Source organism: Microbacterium sp. SORGH_AS_0888 (assembly GCF_030818905.1).
Taxonomy (GTDB): Bacteria; Actinomycetota; Actinomycetes; order Actinomycetales; family Microbacteriaceae; genus Microbacterium.
In genome coordinates this window covers 654,397-675,141 of record NZ_JAUTAZ010000001.1, presented here as the reverse complement: position 1 = coordinate 675,141, position 20,745 = coordinate 654,397, and the positions used below count along the sequence as shown (strand labels likewise).

16 protein-coding genes and 2 pseudogenes are annotated in these 20,745 nt (G+C 71.1%); 16 read left to right on the top strand and 2 right to left on the bottom strand.

Going from position 1 to position 20,745, the window contains the following annotated elements:
• Together QE381_RS03285 and QE381_RS03280 are read right to left on the bottom strand one after the other, a co-directional pair.
• Positions 1–873, bottom strand: a complete 873-nt coding sequence (locus QE381_RS03285; RefSeq protein WP_307215482.1) for a shikimate dehydrogenase — start codon at positions 871–873, stop codon at positions 1–3.
• Positions 874–976: 103 nt separating this feature from the next.
• A complete protein-coding gene (locus QE381_RS03280) occupies positions 977–1,624 on the bottom strand; it encodes a TetR/AcrR family transcriptional regulator (protein WP_307215480.1) in 648 nt (215 codons plus the stop codon).
• Between the two features lie 59 nt (positions 1,625–1,683).
• On the opposite strand from QE381_RS03280, the gene QE381_RS03275 reads away from it, so the two are divergent.
• From QE381_RS03275 to rpoZ, 16 genes and pseudogenes are all read left to right on the top strand, one after another.
• Complete coding sequence (locus QE381_RS03275; protein WP_307215478.1) at positions 1,684–3,525, top strand: bifunctional sugar phosphate isomerase/epimerase/4-hydroxyphenylpyruvate dioxygenase family protein; 1,842 nt, start codon at positions 1,684–1,686, stop codon at positions 3,523–3,525.
• 2 nt (positions 3,526–3,527) lie between these two features.
• A complete protein-coding gene (aroQ, locus tag QE381_RS03270; RefSeq protein ID WP_307215476.1) occupies positions 3,528–3,986 on the top strand; it encodes a type II 3-dehydroquinate dehydratase in 459 nt (152 codons plus the stop codon).
• A 96-nt stretch (positions 3,987–4,082) separates the two neighbouring features.
• Positions 4,083–4,643: an elongation factor P gene (efp, locus tag QE381_RS03265; protein ID WP_307215473.1), complete on the top strand. Its 561-nt coding sequence runs from the start codon at positions 4,083–4,085 to the stop codon at positions 4,641–4,643.
• 3 nt (positions 4,644–4,646) lie between these two features.
• Positions 4,647–5,057, top strand: a complete 411-nt coding sequence (nusB, locus tag QE381_RS03260) for a transcription antitermination factor NusB (protein WP_307215471.1) — start codon at positions 4,647–4,649, stop codon at positions 5,055–5,057.
• A gap of 44 nt (positions 5,058–5,101) precedes the next feature.
• Entirely contained in the window at positions 5,102–8,407 is a 3,306-nt protein-coding gene (locus QE381_RS03255; RefSeq protein ID WP_307215469.1) for a DEAD/DEAH box helicase, read from the top strand.
• A 78-nt stretch (positions 8,408–8,485) separates the two neighbouring features.
• Positions 8,486–10,081 carry a Rieske 2Fe-2S domain-containing protein gene (locus tag QE381_RS03250; RefSeq protein WP_307215467.1) on the top strand — a complete coding sequence of 532 codons (1,596 nt, stop codon included), beginning with the start codon at positions 8,486–8,488 and terminating at the stop codon, positions 10,079–10,081.
• The gene (locus tag QE381_RS03245) at positions 10,078–10,584 is read left to right on the top strand and encodes a histidine phosphatase family protein (protein WP_307215465.1); all 507 of its coding nucleotides are present in this window, start codon (positions 10,078–10,080) and stop codon (positions 10,582–10,584) included. The genes QE381_RS03250 and QE381_RS03245 overlap by 4 nt, the downstream gene beginning before the upstream one ends.
• Positions 10,585–10,718: 134 nt before the next feature.
• Positions 10,719–11,306: pseudogene (gene pyrR, locus QE381_RS03240) on the top strand (bifunctional pyr operon transcriptional regulator/uracil phosphoribosyltransferase PyrR); the annotation flags it as partial.
• 2 nt (positions 11,307–11,308) lie between these two features.
• A complete protein-coding gene (locus QE381_RS03235) occupies positions 11,309–12,274 on the top strand; it encodes an aspartate carbamoyltransferase catalytic subunit (RefSeq protein WP_307215463.1) in 966 nt (321 codons plus the stop codon).
• Positions 12,271–13,581, top strand: coding sequence for a dihydroorotase (locus QE381_RS03230; RefSeq protein WP_307215461.1), 1,311 nt, complete (start codon positions 12,271–12,273; stop codon positions 13,579–13,581). The genes QE381_RS03235 and QE381_RS03230 overlap by 4 nt, the downstream gene beginning before the upstream one ends.
• Positions 13,578–14,099: a hypothetical protein gene (locus QE381_RS03225; RefSeq protein WP_307215459.1), complete on the top strand. Its 522-nt coding sequence runs from the start codon at positions 13,578–13,580 to the stop codon at positions 14,097–14,099. The genes QE381_RS03230 and QE381_RS03225 overlap by 4 nt, the downstream gene beginning before the upstream one ends.
• Positions 14,096–15,248, top strand: a pseudogene (carA, locus tag QE381_RS03220) (glutamine-hydrolyzing carbamoyl-phosphate synthase small subunit). Before QE381_RS03225 ends, carA begins: the two are co-directional and overlap by 4 nt.
• Positions 15,241–18,525, top strand: a complete 3,285-nt coding sequence (gene carB, locus QE381_RS03215) for a carbamoyl-phosphate synthase large subunit (RefSeq protein WP_307215457.1) — start codon at positions 15,241–15,243, stop codon at positions 18,523–18,525. The pseudogene carA and the gene carB overlap by 8 nt, the downstream one beginning before the upstream one ends.
• Positions 18,526–18,562: 37 nt before the next feature.
• Positions 18,563–19,453 carry an orotidine-5'-phosphate decarboxylase gene (pyrF, locus tag QE381_RS03210; RefSeq protein ID WP_307215455.1) on the top strand — a complete coding sequence of 297 codons (891 nt, stop codon included), beginning with the start codon at positions 18,563–18,565 and terminating at the stop codon, positions 19,451–19,453.
• Positions 19,446–20,342, top strand: coding sequence for a guanylate kinase (gene gmk, locus QE381_RS03205; RefSeq protein WP_307215453.1), 897 nt, complete (start codon positions 19,446–19,448; stop codon positions 20,340–20,342). Before pyrF ends, gmk begins: the two co-directional genes overlap by 8 nt.
• Before the next feature lie 122 nt (positions 20,343–20,464).
• The gene (gene rpoZ, locus QE381_RS03200; RefSeq protein ID WP_307215451.1) at positions 20,465–20,719 is read left to right on the top strand and encodes a DNA-directed RNA polymerase subunit omega; all 255 of its coding nucleotides are present in this window, start codon (positions 20,465–20,467) and stop codon (positions 20,717–20,719) included.
• Positions 20,720–20,745: the final 26 nt, after the last annotated feature.

Genomic DNA, 20,745 nt, shown 5'->3' with positions numbered 1-20,745 from the left:
TCAGACGAGGATCTCGTGGTCGGCCACGAGGGTATGGAAATGCTGCGTCATGCGGTCGGGGTCCGGGCGGACCCCGGTGATGAGCTCGAAGGCGTCGACGGCCTGGAACACGGCCATCCGTCCGCCGTCGAGGGTGCGGGCCCCGAGCGCGCGGGCCGTGGCCAGCAGCTCGGTCACGTAGGGGCGGTAGACGATGTCGGCGACCCACAGATCGGACCGGAGCAGGGCTGCCGGGAGGGGGAGACCGGGGTGCTCCGCCATGCCGGTCGGCGTGCAGTGGACGAGGCCGGACGCCTCGGCCAGGATCGTCGGCAGCTCGAGGGGAGTCGCGGCGGTCACCTGCCGGTCGTGGCGGTGGGCGAGGTCGGCGGCGAGTGCCCGCGCGCGGCTCTGGTCGACGTCGACGATCGTGAGAGCGCCCGCGCCCAGTCGCAGGAGGGCGGCGCCCACCGCGGCGCCGGCGCCGCCGGCGCCCAGCTGCACGACCCGCGTGAGGTCCGCGCCGTCCATGCCCGCCCGGAACCCGCTCTCGAATCCCGTCGTGTCGGTGTTGTGACCGCGGCGTCCGCCGTCGCCGAGCAGGACCGTGTTGACGGCGCCGAGCTCCTGGGCGACCGGGTCGATGCGGTCGAGGTAGGGGATGACCGCCTGCTTGCACGGGTGGGTGATGTTCAGCGCGTCGAAGCCGAGCCGCTCCGCCCAGTCGAGGATCTCGCCGATCCGCTCGACGCCGAGGCCGATCACGGACATGTCGATCGGACGGTACACATAGGGGAGGCCGAGGGCGGTGGCCTCAGCCATGTGCATCGGAGGGGTGAGCGAGGGCGTCACGCCCGTGCCGACGAGCCCCACGAGGTAGGGACGGTCGCTCATGTCGCGGACTCCTTCGGCCGAACGGACGGGCGTCACCCGTATGAATGTACTAACTGGTACGTCCAGAGTGAACCAAACACCGCGCCCCGTGTCAACTGTGCCCTCACTCGGAGGGGGAGGAGCTGGTCGGGGCGGTCAGCCAGCCGACGACGACGTCGCCGATGACGGCGCGCAGATGCGTCCGGCGGGCGGGATCGTCGAAGTCGATGTCGAAGAGGTACCCGAAGGTGTGGCGGTTGGCGACCTGGAACACGCAGTAGGAGCTGATGACCAGGTGGACGTCGATGGCGTCGACATCCGTGCGGAACGCGCCGACGCCACGGCCCCGTTCGAGGATGTCGTCGAGGAGGGACTTCGCCGGCTGGCTGAGCGTGCGCACGCTCGCGAGTCGGCGGATGAACTCGCCCCGGTGGATGTTCTCGATCGCGACGAGCCGGATGAAGGCATCGTGGCCGACATGGTGGTCGAAGGTCAGCTCGGCGAGACGGCGGATCGCCTCGACCGGATCGGTGTGGTCGACGTCGATGCCACGTTCCGCCTGGCGGATCCCGCGGTAGGCGTTCTCCAGCACCGCGAGGTAGAGGCCCTCCTTGCTGCCGAAGTAGTAGTAGATCATCCGCTTGGTCGTGCGGGTGAGCTCGGCGATCTCGTCGACGCGGGCGCCGGAGTAGCCCTGCGCGGCGAAGACCTCGGTCGCGACCTCCAGCAGCTCCGCTCGGGTGCGGTCGGGATCACGTCGTCGGGCGGGCACGTCGTCAGGATATCCGAGCGCATGGACCGCCTTATGTACCGCGTGGTACATTGCGGTCGATGAAGACGTCGATCGCCACCGTGTGCCTCAGCGGAACCCTCCGCGACAAGCTCGCCGCCGCCGCGGCGGCGGGATTCGACGGCGTCGAGCTGTTCGAGCCGGACCTCGTCGCGGCACCGGAGAGCCCCGAGGAGATCCGTGCCCTCGCGGAGCGGCTCGGACTCGGACTCGACCTCTACCAGCCCATGCGCGACGTGGAGGGCGTGAGCCCGGCGGAGTTCTCGCGGGTGCTTCGTCGTGCGGAGGCGAAGTTCTCGCTCATGCAGCGACTGGGCATGGACACCGTGCTGTGCTGCAGCAACGTCGCGACCGCGACGATCGACGACGATGCCGTGAGCGCGGCCCAGCTGCGCACCCTGGGGGAGCTCGCTGCCGGCTACGGCGTGCGCATCGCCTACGAGGCCCTGGCGTGGGGACGCTTCGTGGACGACTATCGTCGCGCGTGGCGCATCGTGCAGCAGGCGGACCACCCCGCCGTCGGCGTCTGTCTCGACTCCTTCCACGTGCTCTCCCGCGGTCACGATCCGGCCGGGATAGCCGACATCCCGGGGGAGCGCATCCTCTTCCTGCAGCTGGCGGACGCTCCCGCCCTTTCGATGGATGTGCTCTCCTGGAGCCGTCATCACCGGCTCTTCCCCGGCGAAGGAGCGTTCGACCTCGCCGACTTCACCCGGCGCGTGCTGGATGCCGGCTATTCCGGACCGCTCTCGCTCGAGGTGTTCAACGACACCTTCCGGCAGACCGATCCGGTGCGCACGGCGCGCCAGGCCCGCCGGTCGCTGCGGTGGCTCGAGGATGCCGTCGCCGCCCGTGCGCACGGAGACGCCGCGATCTCCGCGGATGTGGCGCTGGAACGGCTGACCCCCGTCGCCCCGCCCCGCGGCTTCGACTTCGTCGAGGTGACGGCGGAGGACACGTCCTCGGTCGAGCAGCTGCTTCAGCTGGCCGGCTTCACGCCGCGCGGCAAGCATCGGACCAAGGCCGTCACGCTCTGGTCCGCGGGCCGGGCGCGCGTGATCCTGAACGAGCAGCATGCGCGGGACCTCGCGCCCCACCTGTCGGCGTTCGGACTCGCCGTCGACGACCCGGAGGCGCAGTCGGCCCGCGCGCGCGAGCTCGAGGCGCCGCAGGCGTATCGGCGCACCTATGCGCAGGAGCACTCGCTGCCGGCCGTCGTGGCACCGGACGGCACCCAGGTCTACTGGGCGCCGGCGTCGGCGGGCGACCCCGAGTGGGCGGAGGAGTTCGAGCACGGTGACCCGCCGCATCCCTCGCCCGTCGTGGGGATCGACCACGTGAGCCTCACGCAGCCGTGGCAGGTCGTCGACGAGTCCGTGCTCTTCTACCCCGCCGTGTTCGGGCTCACCCCGATGAGTCGCACCGACGTCGCGGGCCCTCGAGGACTCGTGCAGTCGCGCGTGCTCGGCACGACGGACGGAGCCGTGCGGATACCGCTGAACGTCGCGCCGCCGATCGTCTCCGAGCGAGGTCTCGCGGGTGCCGCCGACCAGCACGTGGCCTTCCGCTGCGACGACGTCGTGACGCTCGCCCGTGAGGCTCGTCGTCGCGGGCTGCAGGTGCTGCCGATCCCGGAGAACTACTACGACGATCTGGCCGCTCGCACCGACCTCCGCGCGGACCGCATCGCCCTGCTGCGCTCGCTCGACCTCGTCTACGACCGCGACGAGGAGGGTGAGTACCTGCACTTCTACACGCAGACGGTCGGACAGGTCTTCTTCGAGTTCGTCGAGCGCGTCGGCGGCTACGAGGGCTTCGGCGCGGGCAACGCGCCCGTGCGGCTGGCGGCCCAGGGGAGCGCCCCCGTTGGAGTAGCGTCGTGACGGTGAGCACCCCGCGTCGTCTGCTGCTGGTCAACGGTCCGAACCTGAATCTGCTGGGCGTCCGCGAGCCGGCCGTCTACGGGCACGAGACGCTCGCCGACGTCGAGTGCATCGCGGCGCAGGCCGCCGCCGCTCGCGGTGTCGAGGTGCGTGCCGTGCAGAGCAACCACGAGGGGGTCCTGATCGATGCGATCCACGCCGCGCGCGAGGACTGCGCCGGGATCGTGATCAACCCCGGCGGGCTGACGCACACCTCGGTCGTCCTGCGCGATGCCCTCTCCGGGGTCGCCCTCCCGGTCGCGGAGGTCCACATCTCGAACGTGTACGAGCGCGAGGAGTTCCGTCACTTCTCCTACGTGCGCGACGTCGCGGTCGTCCACGTGATCGGCGAGGGCGTGGCAGGCTACGCCACGGCCGTCACCCGCCTCCTCGACACGATCGCCGGCGTCGCCGACGGCTGAGCCCACGTCGCGGTCAGGGGTCGTCGGTACGCCGTAGAATAGGCGGTCGGGCCGCGCGGCGAGCCCACGAACCTCCACCGAACGGAAACTCCACGCATGGCATCCACCGCAGACATCAAGAACGGCGTCGTCCTCAACATCGACGGCCAGCTCTGGAGCATCGTGGAGTTCCAGCACGTCAAGCCCGGCAAGGGCGGTGCGTTCGTCCGCACGAAGATGAAGAACGTCCTGACCGGCAAGGTCGTCGACAAGACGTTCAACGCGGGCGCGAAGATCGAGATCGAGAACGTCGACCGCCGCGACTTCCAGTACCTCTACACCGACGGCGACTCCTTCGTGTTCATGGACACGAGCGACTACGACCAGATCAACGTGCCGGCGGCGACGGTGGGCGATGCGGCCAACTTCCTGCTCGAGAACCAGATGGTCACGATCGCCCTCAACAACGGCAACCCGCTCTACATCGACCTGCCGGCTTCTGTCGTGCTCGAGATCACCTACACCGAGCCCGGCCTGCAGGGCGACCGCTCCTCGGCCGGCACGAAGCCCGCGACGGTCGAGACCGGCTACGAGATCCAGGTGCCGCTGTTCCTCGAGACCGGCACCAAGGTCAAGGTCGACACCCGCACCGGGGACTACCTCGGTCGCGTCAACTGACGCGTGAGCGCCCGCAGCAAGGCGCGCAAGCGCGCCCTCGACATCCTCTTCCAGGCCGACGTCCGCGGCGACGAGCCGGCGGTCGTGCTGGCGGCCGAGGCCCAGCGCGCCGCGAGCGAGCCCGCGCGGCAGGCCTCGTGGCTCTACGCACGGGAGATCGTCGACGGGGTCATCGACCACCGTGACGAGATCGACGAGCAGATCGTCACGCACGCGCGCGACTGGAAGCTCGAACGGATGCCGGCGGTCGACCGGGCGGTCCTGCGCATCGGCGTGTGGGAGCTGCTGTTCAACGACGAGGTGCCGAGCGCGGTGGCGATCGACGAGGCGGTGGAGCTCGCGAAGGAGTTCTCGACCGACGAGTCGGGCTCTTTCGTGCACGGTGTGCTGGGACGCATCGCCCGCACCGCCTGACGCGACCGCCCGCCCTGTCGGTGGCGGCTGCGAGGATGGGACGCATGCCCGCGCCGTACGTCGACCTCGTCGAGGTGCGCGCGATCGCCTGGGGCGGCGCCTATGACCGGGGCGTCGCCTGCTTTCGTGCGGGTGCCGTGGCGAGCCTCGCCTGGGACGCGCCCACCCGCACCCTGACGAGCGTCGTCCGAGGAAGCGGCAGCGTGCCCTATCGCTGCACGATCCTGCTGGACCCAGCGCGTGAGCGGGGACGGATCCTCTCCACACGCTGTTCCTGCCCTCTGCAGGAGGACTGCGAACACGCGATCGCGACGCTGCTCGCGGCCAACGCGCGTGCGGCCCCGGTGCCGCCGTCACACGCCGAGCCGGTCCCGTCCCCTTCGCGGCCGTCGGCCCCGCCACCGGCGAAGCCCGGATGGCGGGCACTGCTGGCCGACCGAGCGCCGGCGGGCGAGGTGCCCCTCGCGCTCGGCCTGGAGCTGCGACAGCGCGCGCCCTACCGAGCCGACGACTGGGCGCCGCGACGGACGGCCGCCGCCACGGCGCGGAGTCTGGTCCACGCCCGGCCCGACGACCTCACGCTCGCGGCTCGCCCGCTCCTGCGCAGCGAGCGCACGGGCGCCTGGATCAAGGGCGACGCGTCATGGGATGTCGTGCGTCGCGACCGCGCGCGTTTCGCGCCCGCGCAGGCCCGTTGGATCAGGGAGCTCGGCGAGATCCTCGGCGCCGCGCGGCCAGGAGCGCCCGCGGCCGACCCGGGCGAGTGGCTCGCGCTCGACACGGCTGGTTCCTCCCTGCTGTGGACGCACCTCGCGCGGGCCGCCGGGGCGGGCGTGGCGCTCGTGCCGGTCTCCGCGGAGCAGACCATCGCGCTGGCCGATGCCGCCGATGCGGCCGTCGGGGTCGAGGTCCAGGACGACGCGGACCGGCTGCGCGTGCGCGCCGTCGCGACGATCGCCGGCACAGAGCCGGGTCTCGTGCGCCCGATCGGCTCGTCCGGTGTGTACACGGTCGCGCCCGACCGCGACCCGGTTCCGATCGTGCTCGCACCGGTCGCGCTCTCCGACCCGATCCGAGAGCTGCTCCGCGCGGGCGGCGAGCTCGAGGTCCCCGCCGCGGACCGCGAGGCGTTCGTGGCCGAAGCGGTGCCCCGGCTCGCCCGCCGGACCACGCTACGACTGCCCCGCAGCATCCCGCCACCGCCGGCGGCGAGGCCCACCGCGGTCGTCGCCGTCCGGTTCGGTGCCGACGACACGGTCGAGGTCGGCTGCGCCTGGTCGTACCCCGGCCTGCCCCGGATCGACGCGGATGCCCGCCCGGACGCGGATCGCGACGTCGCCGCCGAGAGCCGTATCCTGGCCGCCCTCGCCGCGCCGTGGCAGGAGGCGCTGGACACGCCGTTCGCTCCGGCGGCCACCCTCCGGGGAGACGAGACGGCCGTGTTCGCCGCCGACGTCCTGCCCTCGTGGCAGCGCCTGCCGGAGGTTCGGGTCGAGGGCAACACGCCGTCGAGGCGTTACACCGAGCTGACGGAAGACCCGAAGATCCGGGTCACGACGGTCGAGACGGCGCAGCCGGACTGGTTCGACCTGGGCGTCGTCGTGTCGGTGGGGGAGCGACGTGTTCCGCTCGCGGCGCTCATCACGGCGCTCACACGCGGCAGGAAGCGGCTGCTGCTCGCCGACGGCGCATACTTCTCCCTCGCGCAGGCGTCGCTGCACCGCCTGCGCGATCTGCTCGCCGAGGCGGCCGAGCTGGACGAATGGGAGCCCGAGGCGCTGCGGCTGAGTCGCCACCAGACGGACCTGTGGACCGATTTCGAGGATGTCGCCGACATCGCCGAGCCGGCGCTCGCCTGGCGTGCGCTCGTCGAGGGGCTGCGCGATGCCGACTCGGTTCCCGCGGCCGAGCTGCCCGCCTCCGTGCACGCGACGCTGCGTCCGTATCAGAAGCGGGGCTACGACTGGCTCGCATTCCTGTGGCGCCATCGGCTCGGCGGCATCCTCGCGGACGACATGGGTCTCGGCAAGACGCTCCAGCTGCTGAGCCTGGTCGCGCACGTCCGCTCGGACGCCGATGCGGGGCCCGTGCTGGTGGTCGCGCCGACGTCGGTGATGCCGACGTGGGCCGCGGAGGCGACGCGTTTCACCCCGGGGCTGGTGGTGGTCGGCCTCGAGGAGACGCGGGGTCGCCGCGGCCGTCCGCTCGCGGACGCGATCGCGGGGGCGGACGTCGTGCTCACCTCTTACGCGATCCTGCGGCTCGACGCCGCCGAGTTCGCCGGAGTCTCATGGTCGGCCGTCGTCCTCGATGAGGCGCAGTTCGCCAAGAACCCGCGTACGAAGGTGTACCGCGCGATCGCCGGTCTTCGGGCCCGTGCCGTGTACGCCGCGACCGGGACCCCGCTGGAGAACGGGCTGGAAGACCTCTGGGCGCTGCTCTCGCTCACCGCGCCCGGGCTCTTCCCCTCCGCCCGACGGTTCCGCGAGGAGTACGTGCAGCCGATCGAGCAGGGCAAGGTTCCCGAGAACGCCGAGGCGGCTCCCTTCCGGGCGGATCGGCTCGCGCGTCTGCGCCGCCGCATCCGCCCGCTCCTGCTGCGCCGCACGAAGGCGGCCGTCGTGACCGAGCTGCCGCCCAAGCAGGAGCTCGAGCTGCGTGTCGCGCTCGACCCGGCGCATCGCGCGCTCTATGACCGGGTGCTGCAGCGCGAGCGGCAGAAGGTGCTGGGGCTGCTCGACGATCTCGACCGGAACCGGTTCATCGTGTTCCGCTCGCTGACGCTGCTGCGGATGCTGAGCCTCGCGCCCGTGCTGGTGGACGAGCGCCACGCGGCGATACCGTCCCGCAAGCTCGAGGCGCTCCTCGACCGTGTCGTGGAGCTCGCCGCCGAGGGACACCGTGCCCTCGTCTTCAGCCAGTTCACCTCGTTCCTGCGGCTCGCCGCCGACCGGCTGACGGCGGCGGGCATCGCCCACGAGTACCTGGACGGGTCGACGGCTCGGCGGGGCGAGGTCGTCGACCGGTTCCGGTCCGGAGACGCGCCCGCCTTCCTCATCAGTCTGAAGGCGGGCGGCTTCGGCGTGACCCTCACGGAGGCGGACTACGTCTTCGTCCTCGATCCGTGGTGGAACCCCGCCGCCGAGGCGCAGGCCGTCGACCGGGCGCACCGGATCGGCCAGGAGAACACCGTGCTGGTCTACCGCCTCATCGCCGCCGACACGATCGAGGAGAAGGTCCTGGCGCTCCAGCAGCGCAAGGCGCGGCTGTTCCAGGCGGTCGTGGACGACGACGCGTTGTTCTCGCAGGCGTTGTCGGCCGACGACATCCGGGCCCTGCTCGAGCGCTGACCGTTTTGCACGGCGGGCCCGAAGGGTGCCCGTGCCGGCCCCGCGTAGACTCGTGAGTCGTTCGACAGGAGGAACCGCATGCGGATCACCGGCCTCGGCCACGCGGGAATGTTCATCGAGACGACGGGCGGCAGCATCCTCTGCGATCCCGTGATCGGCCCCTCGTTCTTCGGCTCGTGGTTCCCGTTCCCCGACAACCGCGGACTCGACTGGGAGCGGTTCGGCGCCGCCGACTTCCTCTACATCTCGCATCGTCACCGCGATCACTTCGATCCCCGCCTGCTGGAGCGATACGTGCGCAAGGACATCCGCGTCCTGCTGCCGGACTACCCGACGGACGACCTCGAGACCGATCTTCGTGCGCTCGGATACGACAACATCGTGTACACGCAGGCCGGTGTCCCGCTGGAGTACGAGAACGGGCTGACGCTCATGGTGACGCCGCTGCGTGCGCCCAGCGACGGCCCGATCGGCGACTCGTCGTTGAGCGTCGACGACGGGACGGCGTCGATCCTCAACCAGAACGACTCGCACCCGCTGGACCTCGAGAAGCTCCTGTCGTTCTCGCACCCCGACGCCTACTTCACGCAGGTGTCCGGAGCGATCTGGTGGCCGATGGTCTACGACCTGCCGCAGGACGCGAAGCAGAACTTCGCCAAGCTCAAGCGCGACGCGCAGAACAAGCGCGCGATGTACTACATCGACAAGGTCGCCGCGCCCCACGTGTTCCCGATGGCGGGGCCGCCCATGTTCCTTCGTGAGGAGCTGTTCCGCTACAACGGCCACGGGCTCGAGGACGACTCGATCTTCACGGACCAGGCGCAGTTCCTCGCCCACATGGCCGAGGCATCGCCGCAGCAGAAGGGCTACCTGTTCGTGCCGGGCACGCAGGTCGACCTCGAGGGGGGCGAGATCCGGGTCACCCAGACGCTCTACACGGAGGCCGAGATCGAGCGGATCTTCGCCGACAAGTGGGAGTATCTGGCCGAGCAGCGCGACAGTCGCCAGGGCGAGGTGCGCGCCGAGGAGGCGCGGCGTTCTCCCGTGCTGGCCCCCGATGAGATGCTCGCCGCGATCAAGGAGTGGTGGGAGCCGCTGCTGCGCCGCGCCCGCACGATCCGCAACGGGGTCGGCGGCAACGTGCGGTTCCGGATCAGCGAGCTCGACATGGTCGTCGACTTCCCGAAGGCGAAGGTGCGCGAGTACGCCGGCGAGGAGTGCGTGTACTGGTACACGATCCCCGCCGATCTCGTCTCCACCAACATCGCCGACCACGAGATCGACTGGTCGAACTCGATCTTCCTCTCGATGCAGTTCTCGGTCGGACGGGCCGGCAAGTTCAACGAGTTCCTGACGACGTTCCTCAAGTGCCTCTCGCGCGACCGGATCGAGTACGTCGAGAACTGGTACGCCGAGCAGTCCGACCAGACCGAGGATGCCGAGATCGGCGACTGGGTCGTGCAGCGCCGTTGCCCGCACCTGCGCGCCGACCTCACCAAGACGGGCAAGATCGAGGACGGCGTGCTGACCTGCTCGCTCCACGACTGGAGCTGGGACCTCGCGAGCGGCAAGTGCCTCACGACGCAGGGGCACCCCATCCGGTCCCGGCGTCGGACGGACACGCCCGCGGGAGCCGACGCGGAGGCACCGGCCGAGACGGTCGCGCGCGCGTGAGCCCGGAGGCTCCGGAGCGCACGCTCGTCGTGCTGCGGCACGGCAAGGCCGCTTATCCTCACGGCGTCGCCGATCACGATCGTCCTTTGGCCGACCGCGGCCGTCGCGAGGCGGCACGCGCCGGGGATTGGCTCCGCGCGCACGTCCCTCCGGTCGACCTCGTGCTGTGCTCGTCCGCCGTTCGTACCCGTGCGACGCTCGCGGCGACGGGGATCGACGCGCGGGCTGAGGTTCTCGACGAGCTGTACGGGGCGTCGGCGCCGGACTGCATCGACCTCGTGCGCGCCCATGGCGGGGATGCCCGCACCGTGCTCGTGGTCGGCCACGAGCCCTCCGTGTCGCTGACGGCACGGCTGCTCGCGGCGGACCGTGACGGCGAGACGGCGCTGCGCATGCGGGACGGGTTCCCGACCTCGGGCATCGCGGTCCTCCAGGTGCCGACGGCCTGGGCCCACCTCGCGCCGCGTTGTGCGGAGCTCGTCGACTTCCACGTGCCGCGCTGACCGGGCTCGCCGTCCGCCGCTCCCCACCGCGTGCCTCCGCGACGACGTCGGCATCGTCGCGCGACCCCCGATACCACACCGCGCCGCGCCGGCGGCACGCTGGCGGGCCCGGCTGCCGGACCGGCTAAAATCGATCGACACCACAGCAACCTTTAACACCGTCCGAGAGGCGGAGAAGGGAGCGGCGGATGAGCACGCGAACCGTGCTGCATGAGGCCGACATCGCCCGCGCGTTGACGCGGATCGCCCACGAGATCCTCGAGTCGAACAAGGGATCGGAGGGCCTCGTGCTCCTCGGCATCCCGACCAGGGGAGTGCCGCTCGCACGTCGCCTCGCGGGCCTCATCGGAGAGTTCGGCGGCGACTCGGTTCCCTCCGGGGCCCTCGACGTGACGATGTATCGCGACGACCTGGCGCAGCACCCCACCCGCACACCGCATCGCACCGACATCCCGGCCGGAGGCATCGACGGCAAGACCGTCGTGCTGGTCGACGACGTGCTCTTCAGCGGCCGCAGCATCCGCGCGGCGCTCGACGCGCTCGGCGACATCGGACGTCCGTCGGCGGTGCGGCTGGCGATCCTGGTCGACCGCGGCCACCGCGAGCTGCCGATCCGCCCCGACTTCGTCGGCAAGAACCTCCCGAGCGCCCGTGACGAGCGCGTCAACGTGCGGCTCGCCGAGACCGACGGCGAAGAGTCCGTCACGATCGAGGGGCGCTGAGGATGCGGCACCTGCTCGACACGCGCGGCCTCGACCGTGCCGATGCGCTGCGCATCCTCGACGTCGCCGAGGACATGGCGGACACGCAGCGGCGCGAGGTCAAGAAGCTCCCGACGCTGCGGGGCAAGACGGTGGTCAACCTCTTCTTCGAGGACTCCACGCGCACCCGGATCTCCTTCGAGGCCGCGGCGAAACGGCTGAGCGCGGATGTCATCAACTTCGCCGCGAAGGGCTCCAGCGTCTCGAAGGGGGAGTCGCTGCAGGACACCGCCCAGACGCTGCAGGCGATGGCCGCCGACGCGGTCGTGATCCGCCATCAGGCCTCGGGCGCGCCGCGGACGCTCGCGACGAGCGGCTGGATCACGGCGGGGGTGGTCAACGCGGGCGACGGCACGCACGAGCACCCGACCCAGGCGCTGCTGGACGCCTTCACGATCCGCAAGCGCTTCTTCGGCGAGGACAGCAGGGGGCGCGACCTCGCGGGACTGCACGTGACCATCGTCGGCGACATCCTGCACTCCCGGGTGGCCCGCTCGAACGTGTGGCTGCTGCACACGCTGGGCGCCGAGGTGACCCTCGTCGGCCCGCCCACCCTCATCCCGCAGGACGTCTCGGCGTGGCCGGCCGGCGTGTCCTACGACCTCGACGAGGCGATCGCCGAGGGACCGGACGCGCTCATGATGCTCCGTATCCAGCTCGAGCGGATGAACGCGGCGTATTTCCCGACCGAACGGGAGTATTCCCGCGCCTGGGGGCTCGACGCGCGGCGCCTGGCGGCCCTGCCGGCCGATAGCATTGTCATGCACCCGGGACCCATGAACCGTGGCCTGGAGATCTCGGCCGATGCGGCGGACTCGCCCCGGTCGACGGTGCTGGAGCAGGTGACCAACGGCGTCTCGATCCGGATGGCAGTGCTGTACCTGCTGCTGGCGGGCGAACGCGGCGAACAGAACGAGGAGGCACGGTGAGCGAGACACTCCTCATCCGCGGCGCACGCATCCACGACGGGGACGCCGCGGACATCCTGATCGCCGACGGCACGATCGCCGAGATCGGCACCGGCGTCTCCCGCTCCGGGGCGACCGTGGTCGACGCCGACGGCCTCATCGCCCTCCCCGGGCTCGTCGATCTCCACACGCATCTGCGCGAGCCCGGCTACGAGGCCAGCGAGACCGTGCTCACGGGCTCCCAGGCGGGAGCCGCGGGCGGCTACACGGCGCTGTTCGCGATGCCGAACACGTCCCCGGTCGCCGACACGGCCGGCGTGGTCGAGCAGGAGCTCGCGCTCGGCGAGGCGGCGGGCTACCTGGCGGTGCAGCCGATCGGCGCGGTGACGGTGGGCCAGAAGGGCGAGCGTCTCGCCGAGCTGGGCGCGATGGCGCAGTCGCGCGCCCGCGTGCGCGTGTTCAGCGACGACGGGTTCTGCGTCTGGGACCCGCTCATCATGCGCCGCGCCCTGGAGTACGTGAAGGCCTTCGACGGCGTCGTGGCGCAGCACGCCCAGGACCCCCGTCTCACGGAGGGCGCCCAGATGAACGAGGGCACGGTGTCGGCCGAGCTCGGACTCGCCGGCTGGCCGGCGGTCGCCGAGGAGTCGATCATCGCGCGGGACGTCCTGCTGGCCGAGCACGTGGGTTCGCGGCTGCACGTGTGCCATCTCTCGACGGCCGGCTCGGTCGACATCATCCGCTGGGCCAAGAAGCGCGGCGTCAACGTCACGGCAGAGGTCACGCCCCACCACCTCCTGCTCACCGAGGAGCTCGCTCGGGGCTACGACGCGCGGTTCAAGGTCAATCCGCCGTTGCGACGCGATGAGGACGTGCACGCGGTGCGAGAGGGGCTCGCCGATGGGACGATCGACATCGTCGCGACCGATCACGCTCCCCACCCGCACGAGGCGAAGGCCTGTGAGTGGGCTGCGGCGGCGAACGGCATGGTGGGGCTCGAGAGCGCCCTCCGGGTCGTTCAGCTCGCGATGGTCGAGACCGGCCTCCTCGGCTGGGGCGACGTCGCGCGCGTCATGAGCGCGGCGCCGGCGCGCATCGGGCGTCTCGCCGGGCAGGGACGGCCGATCGCGGTCGGCGAGCCCGCCCATCTGAGCCTGCACGACCCCGCGGGTGCCACGGTCTTCGACCGTGACTCGCTCCGGGGACGCAGCATCAACTCGCCGTATCTCGGCCGGGAGCTCCCCGGGCGCGTGGCGTGGACCCTGTACGCCGGAAGGCCCACGCTCCGAGACGGTGTCCTGGCTCCGGCAGAGGAGGTCGCCCGATGACCCGCGAAGCCGCACTTCTGGTCATGCTCGGCGCGGCCGTGCTCCTTCTCGGCCTCATGGCATGGGGCTGGTGGCGTCGCACGCGACGGGACGCGGGCCTGATCGCCCCGGCGGGGGAGATGCCCGCCGACGCGCGCGTGCTCGGCGACTTCCCCGGCCTCTACGTCGCGACCACGGCGCAGGGGAATCCCCTCGAGCGGCTCGCGGTCAGGGGACTCGGCTTCCGGGCGAGGGGACTCGTCGTCGTCACGGACGCCGGGATCCTGTTCGACCTCGCCGGCGCTCAACGCCTGTTCATCGACCGCGCGCGCATCGCCGGCGTCGGGCAGTCCACCGTCGCGATAGACCGCGTGGTCGAGCGAGGCGGGCTCGTGCGCCTCAGCTGGCGTGCGGGCGATCCCGGTGACGACACGGTCGTCGACTCGTACTTCCGGCCGCAGGAGGCCTCGGCGCGCGCTCTCGTCGCGGCGATCGAGCCCCTGCTGCCCTCCGCCACCCCGACAGGAACGCAAGGATGACTCGTTTCACCACTGACCCCGCCGTGCTCGTTCTCGAGGACGGCACCCGGCACACCGGCCGGGCCGTATGGCGCTCGCGGCACGACGCTCGGCGAGGTCGTCTTCACGACCGGCATGACCGGCTACCAGGAGACGCTGACCGATCCGTCGTACGCCGGCCAGATCGTGCTGCAGACCGCCCCCCACATCGGCAACACCGGGATGAACTCGGAGGATGTCGAGTCCCGTCGCATCTGGGTCGCGGGCTACGTCGTGCGCGACCCCTCGCGCGTCGTCTCGAACTGGCGCTCCGAGAACTCCCTCGACGAAGCGCTCGAGGCCGACGGCATCGTCGGCATCAGCGGCATCGACACGCGGGCGGTGACACGCCGCATCCGCTCGGAGGGCTCCATGCGCGGCGGTGTCTTCTCCGGCGAGGCCGCCGGCCTCGACCCGGAGGAGCAGCTGCGCATCGTCCGCGAGGCGCCGCAGATGGCGGGGCAGAACCTCTCCGCGCACGTCTCGGTCGCCGCCGTCGAGGTGACGCCCGCCACGGGTGAGCGGATCGGCAACCTCGCCGTGCTCGACCTCGGCGTGAAGCAGGCGACGATCCACAATCTCGCCGCGCGCGGTTTCGACGTGCACGTGCTGCCGCAGACCGCCACGATCGAGGACGTCCGGGCGATCGAGCCCGTCGCCGCGTTCTACTCGAACGGTCCGGGCGACCCCGCTGCCTCCGAGTCGCACGTCGCGCTGTTGCGGGCCATGCTCGACGAGCGCCTGCCCTTCTTCGGCATCTGCTTCGGGAACCAGCTGCTCGGGCGCGCGCTCGGCTTCGGCACCTACAAGCTGCCGTTCGGCCACCGCGGCATCAACCAGCCGGTCCTGGACAAGCAGACCGGCCGCGTCGAGATCACGGCGCAGAACCACGGCTTCGCGGTGGACGCCCCCATCGAGGGGGTCGTGGACAGCCCCCACGGCTACGGCCGGGTCGAGGTCAGCCACATCGGCCTCAACGACCAGGTCGTCGAGGGGCTTCGTGCACTCGACATCCCCGCGTTCAGCGTGCAGTACCACCCCGAGGCGGCCGCCGGTCCCCACGACGCCAACTACCTGTTCGACCGCTTCCGTGACCTCGTCGTCGCGAACCTGAAGGAGAAGAATGCCTAAGCGCGACGACATCCATTCCGTCCTCGTCATCGGCTCCGGCCCGATCGTCATCGGCCAGGCCTGCGAGTTCGACTACTCCGGCACCCAGGCGTGCCGCGTGCTGCGCGCCGAGGGCGTGCGCGTGATCCTCGTCAACTCCAACCCGGCGACGATCATGACCGATCCCGACTTCGCCGACGCGACCTACATCGAGCCGATCACGCCAGAGGTGATCGAGACGATCATCGCGAAGGAGAAGCCCGACGCGATCCTGCCGACCCTCGGCGGGCAGACGGCGCTCAACGCGGCGATGGCCCTCCACCAGCGCGGCATCCTGGAGAAGTACGGCGTCGAGCTCATCGGCGCCAAGGTCGAGGCGATCCGCAAGGGCGAGGACCGGCAGATCTTCAAGGAGCTCGTGATCGAGGCGGGCGCGGATGTCGCGGCCTCCGTGATCTGCCACTCGATGGACGACCTCCTCGCCGGCGCGGAGAAGCTCGGCTACCCGCTCGTGGTGCGTCCGAGCTTCACGATGGGCGGTCTCGGCTCGGGCTTCGCCTACGACGAGGCGGACCTGCGCCGCATCGGCGGGGCGGGGCTCCACGACTCGCCCACGCACGAGGTTCTGCTGGAGGAGTCGATCCTCGGGTGGAAGGAGTACGAGCTCGAGCTCATGCGCGACATGGCCGACAACACGGTCGTCGTCTGCTCGATCGAGAACGTCGATCCCGTCGGCGTGCACACGGGCGACTCGATCACGGTGGCGCCCGCCCTCACGCTCACGGATCGCGAGTACCAGCGTCTCCGCGACATCGGCATCGACATCATCCGCGCGGTCGGCGTCGACACCGGCGGCTGCAACATCCAGTTCGCGGTCGATCCGGCGACGGGACGCATCATCGTGATCGAGATGAACCCGCGGGTGTCGCGCTCCTCGGCGCTCGCGTCGAAGGCGACGGGCTTCCCGATCGCCAAGATCGCGGCGAAGCTCGCGATCGGCTATCGCCTCGACGAGATCCCGAACGACATCACGAAGGTGACGCCGGCGAGCTTCGAGCCGACGCTCGACTACGTCGTGGTCAAGGTGCCGCGGTTCAACTTCGAGAAGTTCCCGGCCGCAGACGCGACCCTCACGACGACCATGAAGTCGGTGGGCGAGGCGATGGCGATCGGCCGCAACTACACGACGGCGCTCCAGAAGGCCTTGCGCTCGCTGGAGAAGCGCGGGTCGAGTTTCCACTGGGGCGAGGAGAAGCGGTCGGTCGCCGAGCTGCTCGAGATCGCGAAGACGCCCACGGACGGGCGCATCGTCGTGCTGCAGCAGGCGCTGCGACTCGGCGCCACCGCGGAGCAGGCGTTCGAGGCCACCAAGATCGACCCCTGGTTCATCGACCAGATGGTGCTGATCAACGAGGTCGCGGAGTTCGTGCGGACGGCGGCGGAGCTCGATGCCGGCACCCTCCGCATCGCGAAGGAGCACGGCTTCAGCGACGCGCAGCTCGCGCAGCTGCGCGGCATCACGGAGGAGGAGGTCCGGGGGCTGCGTCACGGCCTCGGCATCCGCCCGGTCTACAAGACGGTCGACACCTGCGCGGGCGAGTTCCCGGCGCTCACGCCCTACCACTACTCGTCCTATGACACCGAGACCGAGGTCGCGCCGAGCGACCGCACGAAGGTCGTCATCATCGGCAGCGGGCCGAACCGCATCGGACAGGGCGTCGAGTTCGACTACTCGTGCGTGCACGCCTCCTTCGCGCTCGCGGATGCCGGGTACGAGACCGTCATGGTCAACTGCAACCCCGAGACCGTCTCGACCGACTACGACACGAGCGACCGGCTCTACTTCGAGCCGCTGACGCTCGAGGACGTCCTCGAGGTCCTGCACGCGGAGTCCGCCTCGGGCGAGATCCTCGGCGTCATCTGCCAGCTGGGGGGCCAGACCCCGCTCGGCCTCGCGAAGGGGATCGAACAGGCCGGCTACCGCATCCTCGGCACGAGCCCCGCCGCCATCGACCTCGCCGAGGAGCGCGAGCTGTTCTCGCGGCTCCTCGACGACGCCGGCCTCGTGGCGCCGCGCAACGGCACCGCGATCGATGTCGACGGCGCGGTCGCGGTCGCGGAGGAGATCGGCTACCCCGTGCTGGTCCGCCCGAGCTTCGTGCTCGGCGGCCGCGGCATGGAGATCGTCTACGACACCCCGAGCCTGCGCGACTACTTCGTCCGCGTCGCCGACCAGGCGATCATCGGCCCCGGGATGCCGCTGCTGGTCGACCGGTTCCTCGACGACGCCGTGGAGCTCGACGTGGACGCGCTGTTCGACGGCACCGACCTGTACATCGGCGGCGTCATGGAGCACCTGGAGGAGGCCGGCATCCACTCGGGCGACTCGAGCTGCACGCTGCCGCCGATCTCCCTCGGACGCACCGAGATCGACCGCGTCCGCGAGGCGACGCGGGCCATCGCGCAGGGCGTGGGGGTGCGCGGGCTGCTGAACGTCCAGTTCGCCGTCTCCGCGGGTGTGCTCTACGTCATCGAGGCGAACCCCCGTGCCTCTCGCACGGTGCCGTTCGTGTCGAAGGCGCTCGGCATCCCGCTCGCCAAGGCGGCCAGCCGCATCATGGCGGGCGCCACGATCGCCGAGCTCAAGGCCGAGGGGATGCTGCCGCCCGAGGACGGCTCGCGCGTCCCGCTCGACGCGCCGGTCGCCGTCAAGGAGGCCGTGCTGCCGTTCAAGCGGTTCCGCACGGCCGACGGCCGCACCGTGGACTCCGTGCTCGGTCCGGAGATGCGCTCCACCGGCGAGGTCATGGGAATCGACCTCGACTTCCCCGCAGCGTTCGCGAAGAGCCAGGCGGCCGCCTACGGGGGGCTCCCGACATCCGGGACCGTCTTCATCTCCGTCGCCGACAGCGACAAGCGCGAGGTCATCTTCCCCGCACGGCGCCTGCAGGAGATGGGCTTCCGCATCATCGCCACGGAGGGCACCGCGGAGATCCTCGCCCGCAACGGCATCCGCGCCGAGGTCGTGAACAAGTACTCCGCGACCCAGGCGTCGGGCGAGCGCAACATCGTCGATCTGATCGACGCCGGTGAGGTCGACATCGTCGTGAACACGCCCTCGGGCGGCTCGACGCGCGCCGACGGCTACGAGATCCGCGCGGCTGCCGTCGCGGGCGACAAGGCGCTGTTCACGACGATCGCGGTCATGGGTGCCGCCGTCAGCGCGCTGCCGATCCTGCGCGAGGGCTTCGCGGTCAAGAGCCTGCAGGAGTACGCGGCAGACCGGGCGAAGGCGTGACCCGCTCATCACGCGCGCGGGTCGCAGATTCGCGCGGATGTCGCAGGATGTCGCCCGAATCGTGCGACATCCGCGCGGTCGTGCGACCGTGGACGGCGTCGTGAGCTTCGGCGACCGCCTGCGGGCGGCGCTGGAGGCCCACGGGCCGTTGTGCGTCGGCATCGATCCGCACGAGCACCTGCTCCGGGAGTGGTCGCTGCCGGTGAACGCGCAGGGCGTGCGCGAGTTCGGCCTGCGGGTCGTCGCCGCGGCCACGGGGCGCGTGGGCGTGGTGAAGCCGCAGGTGGCGTTCTTCGAGCGTTTCGGCGCCGCGGGCTTCACGGCCCTCGAAGAGGTGCTCCGCGCGGCGCGTGACGCGGAGCTGATCGTGATCGCCGACGCCAAGCGCGGTGACATCGGCTCCACGATGGCGGGCTACGCCGCTGCCTGGCTGGACGAGGGGTCGCCGCTCGAGGCGGATGCGGTCACGCTCAGCCCGTATCTCGGACCGGACTCGCTCGACGAGACGTTCGCGTACGCGCGCGAGCGGGGCAAGGGCGTCTTCGTGCTGGCTGCGACCAGCAACCCGGAGGCGGGAGAGCTCCAGCGTGCCGTCGGCGCGTCGGGCAGCGTCGCCGCCGACGTCGCCCGAGCGGTGCGCGCGTTCGCCGTCGCGCCGGGTCTGCACGACCTGGGGCTCGTCATCGGGGCGACGGTCGACCGCTCGACCTTCGGGCTGTCCGACGACGCCCTCGCGGACGTTCCGATCCTCGCGCCCGGATTCGGCGCGCAGGGCGCGGAGCCGGCCGACCTCGGACGTCTGTTCGGCGCCCTCGCGGGAAACGTGGTCGCGAGCGAGAGCCGCAGCATCCTCTCGGCGGGCCCGGAGGGTCTCGCCGCCCGAATCGAGCAGCGCCGAGCGCTGTACCCGGAGGCACGGCATGGTTGACGCGCAGCACCCGCCCGAGGTGGATCGTGTGGCGGCGTCGCGGCGTGCGGTCGAGGCTCGACGCGCGCGCGCGAGCCTCAAGCGCGACATCGCGACCCGGGTCGTCTCGCCGCAGGAGGCTCTGCGCCGAGCGATCGCGGACCCGACCTCGCCCGCCGGGACGCTCCGCGTACCCGACTTCCTCACGGCTCTCCCCGCGATCGGGGAGAGCAAGCGCGACCGGATCCTGGCCGAGCTGGGCATCTCCCCGGTCAAGCGGCTGGGTGGTCTGGGCGTGCGTCAGCGTCGTACGTTGGCGCAGTGGCTCGACACGCGGATGCCCGAGCCGACGCCGCGTCCCCATCGGAGCCGGCTGGTCGTGCTGGCGGGTCCCACCGCCGTCGGCAAGGGCACCGTGGCGGAGCAGATCCGCCGCGAGCACCCGGAGATCCTCCTGTCGGTGTCGGCGACGACCCGCCCGCCGCGTCCCGGGGAGGTCGACGGCGAGCACTACTTCTTCGTCGACGACGCCCGTTTCGACGCGATGGTCGCGGGCGGCGAGCTGCTCGAGCACGCGACCGTGCACAACAAGTACCGGTACGGCACGCCGCGGGGACCGATCGAGCAGGCTCTCGCCGCCGGCCGCTCCGTGCTGCTGGAGATCGATCTGCAGGGCGCGCGCCAGGTGCGCCGGGCGGCTCCCGACGCGACGCTCGTCTTCCTGCTCCCGCCGAGCTGGGACGAGCTCGTGCAGCGTCTGGTCGGACGGGGCACGGAGGACGCCGAGGAACGCGCCCGCCGGCTGAGGACGGCGAAGCGCGAGCTGGCCGCGCAGGGCGAGTTCGATTTCCACGTCGTCAACGCCGAGGTCGCCGAGGCCGCTCGGCAGGTCGCCGCCCTGGCGAGCTGACCCGCGCCGTCCGCGTGGCACCGGAGCGTGCGCACGGCGACGTGCCTTAGAATAGAGGGATGCTTCGTGCGCCGGCCGTGCGCACGACTCTCCGCCGTCTTCTTGAACCAGGAGGTTCCGCCGTGGCCGGACACACCCAGGGCATCATCGACCCGCCCATCGACAGCCTGCTCGAGAAGGTCGACTCGAAGTACCAGCTCGTGATCTACGCCGCCAAGCGCGCCCGCCAGATCAACGACTACTACTCGGACCTCCACGAGGGAAACCTCTTCGACAACGTCGGTCCGCTCGTGGACTCCACGATCGAGGACAAGCCCCTCACGATCGCGCTGCACGAGATCCACGAGGACAAGCTGCGCCTTCGCCAGGCCGACTGATCCTGCCGTGAACGCAGCCCCGACAC

What these genes read in the sequence shown, in the direction of transcription:
- QE381_RS03275 (WP_307215478.1), top strand. Translation starts at nt 1,684, where the DNA reads ATGAAGACGTCGATCGCCACCGTGTGCCTCAGCGGAACCCTCCGCGAC.
- efp (WP_307215473.1), top strand. Translation starts at nt 4,083, where the DNA reads ATGGCATCCACCGCAGACATCAAGAACGGCGTCGTCCTCAACATCGAC.
- QE381_RS03250 (WP_307215467.1), top strand. Translation starts at nt 8,486, where the DNA reads ATGCGGATCACCGGCCTCGGCCACGCGGGAATGTTCATCGAGACGACG.
- QE381_RS03255 (WP_307215469.1), top strand. Translation starts at nt 5,102, where the DNA reads ATGCCCGCGCCGTACGTCGACCTCGTCGAGGTGCGCGCGATCGCCTGG.
- carB (WP_307215457.1), top strand. Translation starts at nt 15,241, where the DNA reads ATGCCTAAGCGCGACGACATCCATTCCGTCCTCGTCATCGGCTCCGGC.
- gmk (WP_307215453.1), top strand. Translation starts at nt 19,446, where the DNA reads ATGGTTGACGCGCAGCACCCGCCCGAGGTGGATCGTGTGGCGGCGTCG.
- QE381_RS03225 (WP_307215459.1), top strand. Translation starts at nt 13,578, where the DNA reads ATGACCCGCGAAGCCGCACTTCTGGTCATGCTCGGCGCGGCCGTGCTC.
- pyrF (WP_307215455.1), top strand. Translation starts at nt 18,563, where the DNA reads ATGTCGCAGGATGTCGCCCGAATCGTGCGACATCCGCGCGGTCGTGCG.
- QE381_RS03285 (WP_307215482.1), bottom strand. Translation starts at nt 873, where the DNA reads ATGAGCGACCGTCCCTACCTCGTGGGGCTCGTCGGCACGGGCGTGACG.
- QE381_RS03235 (WP_307215463.1), top strand. Translation starts at nt 11,309, where the DNA reads ATGCGGCACCTGCTCGACACGCGCGGCCTCGACCGTGCCGATGCGCTG.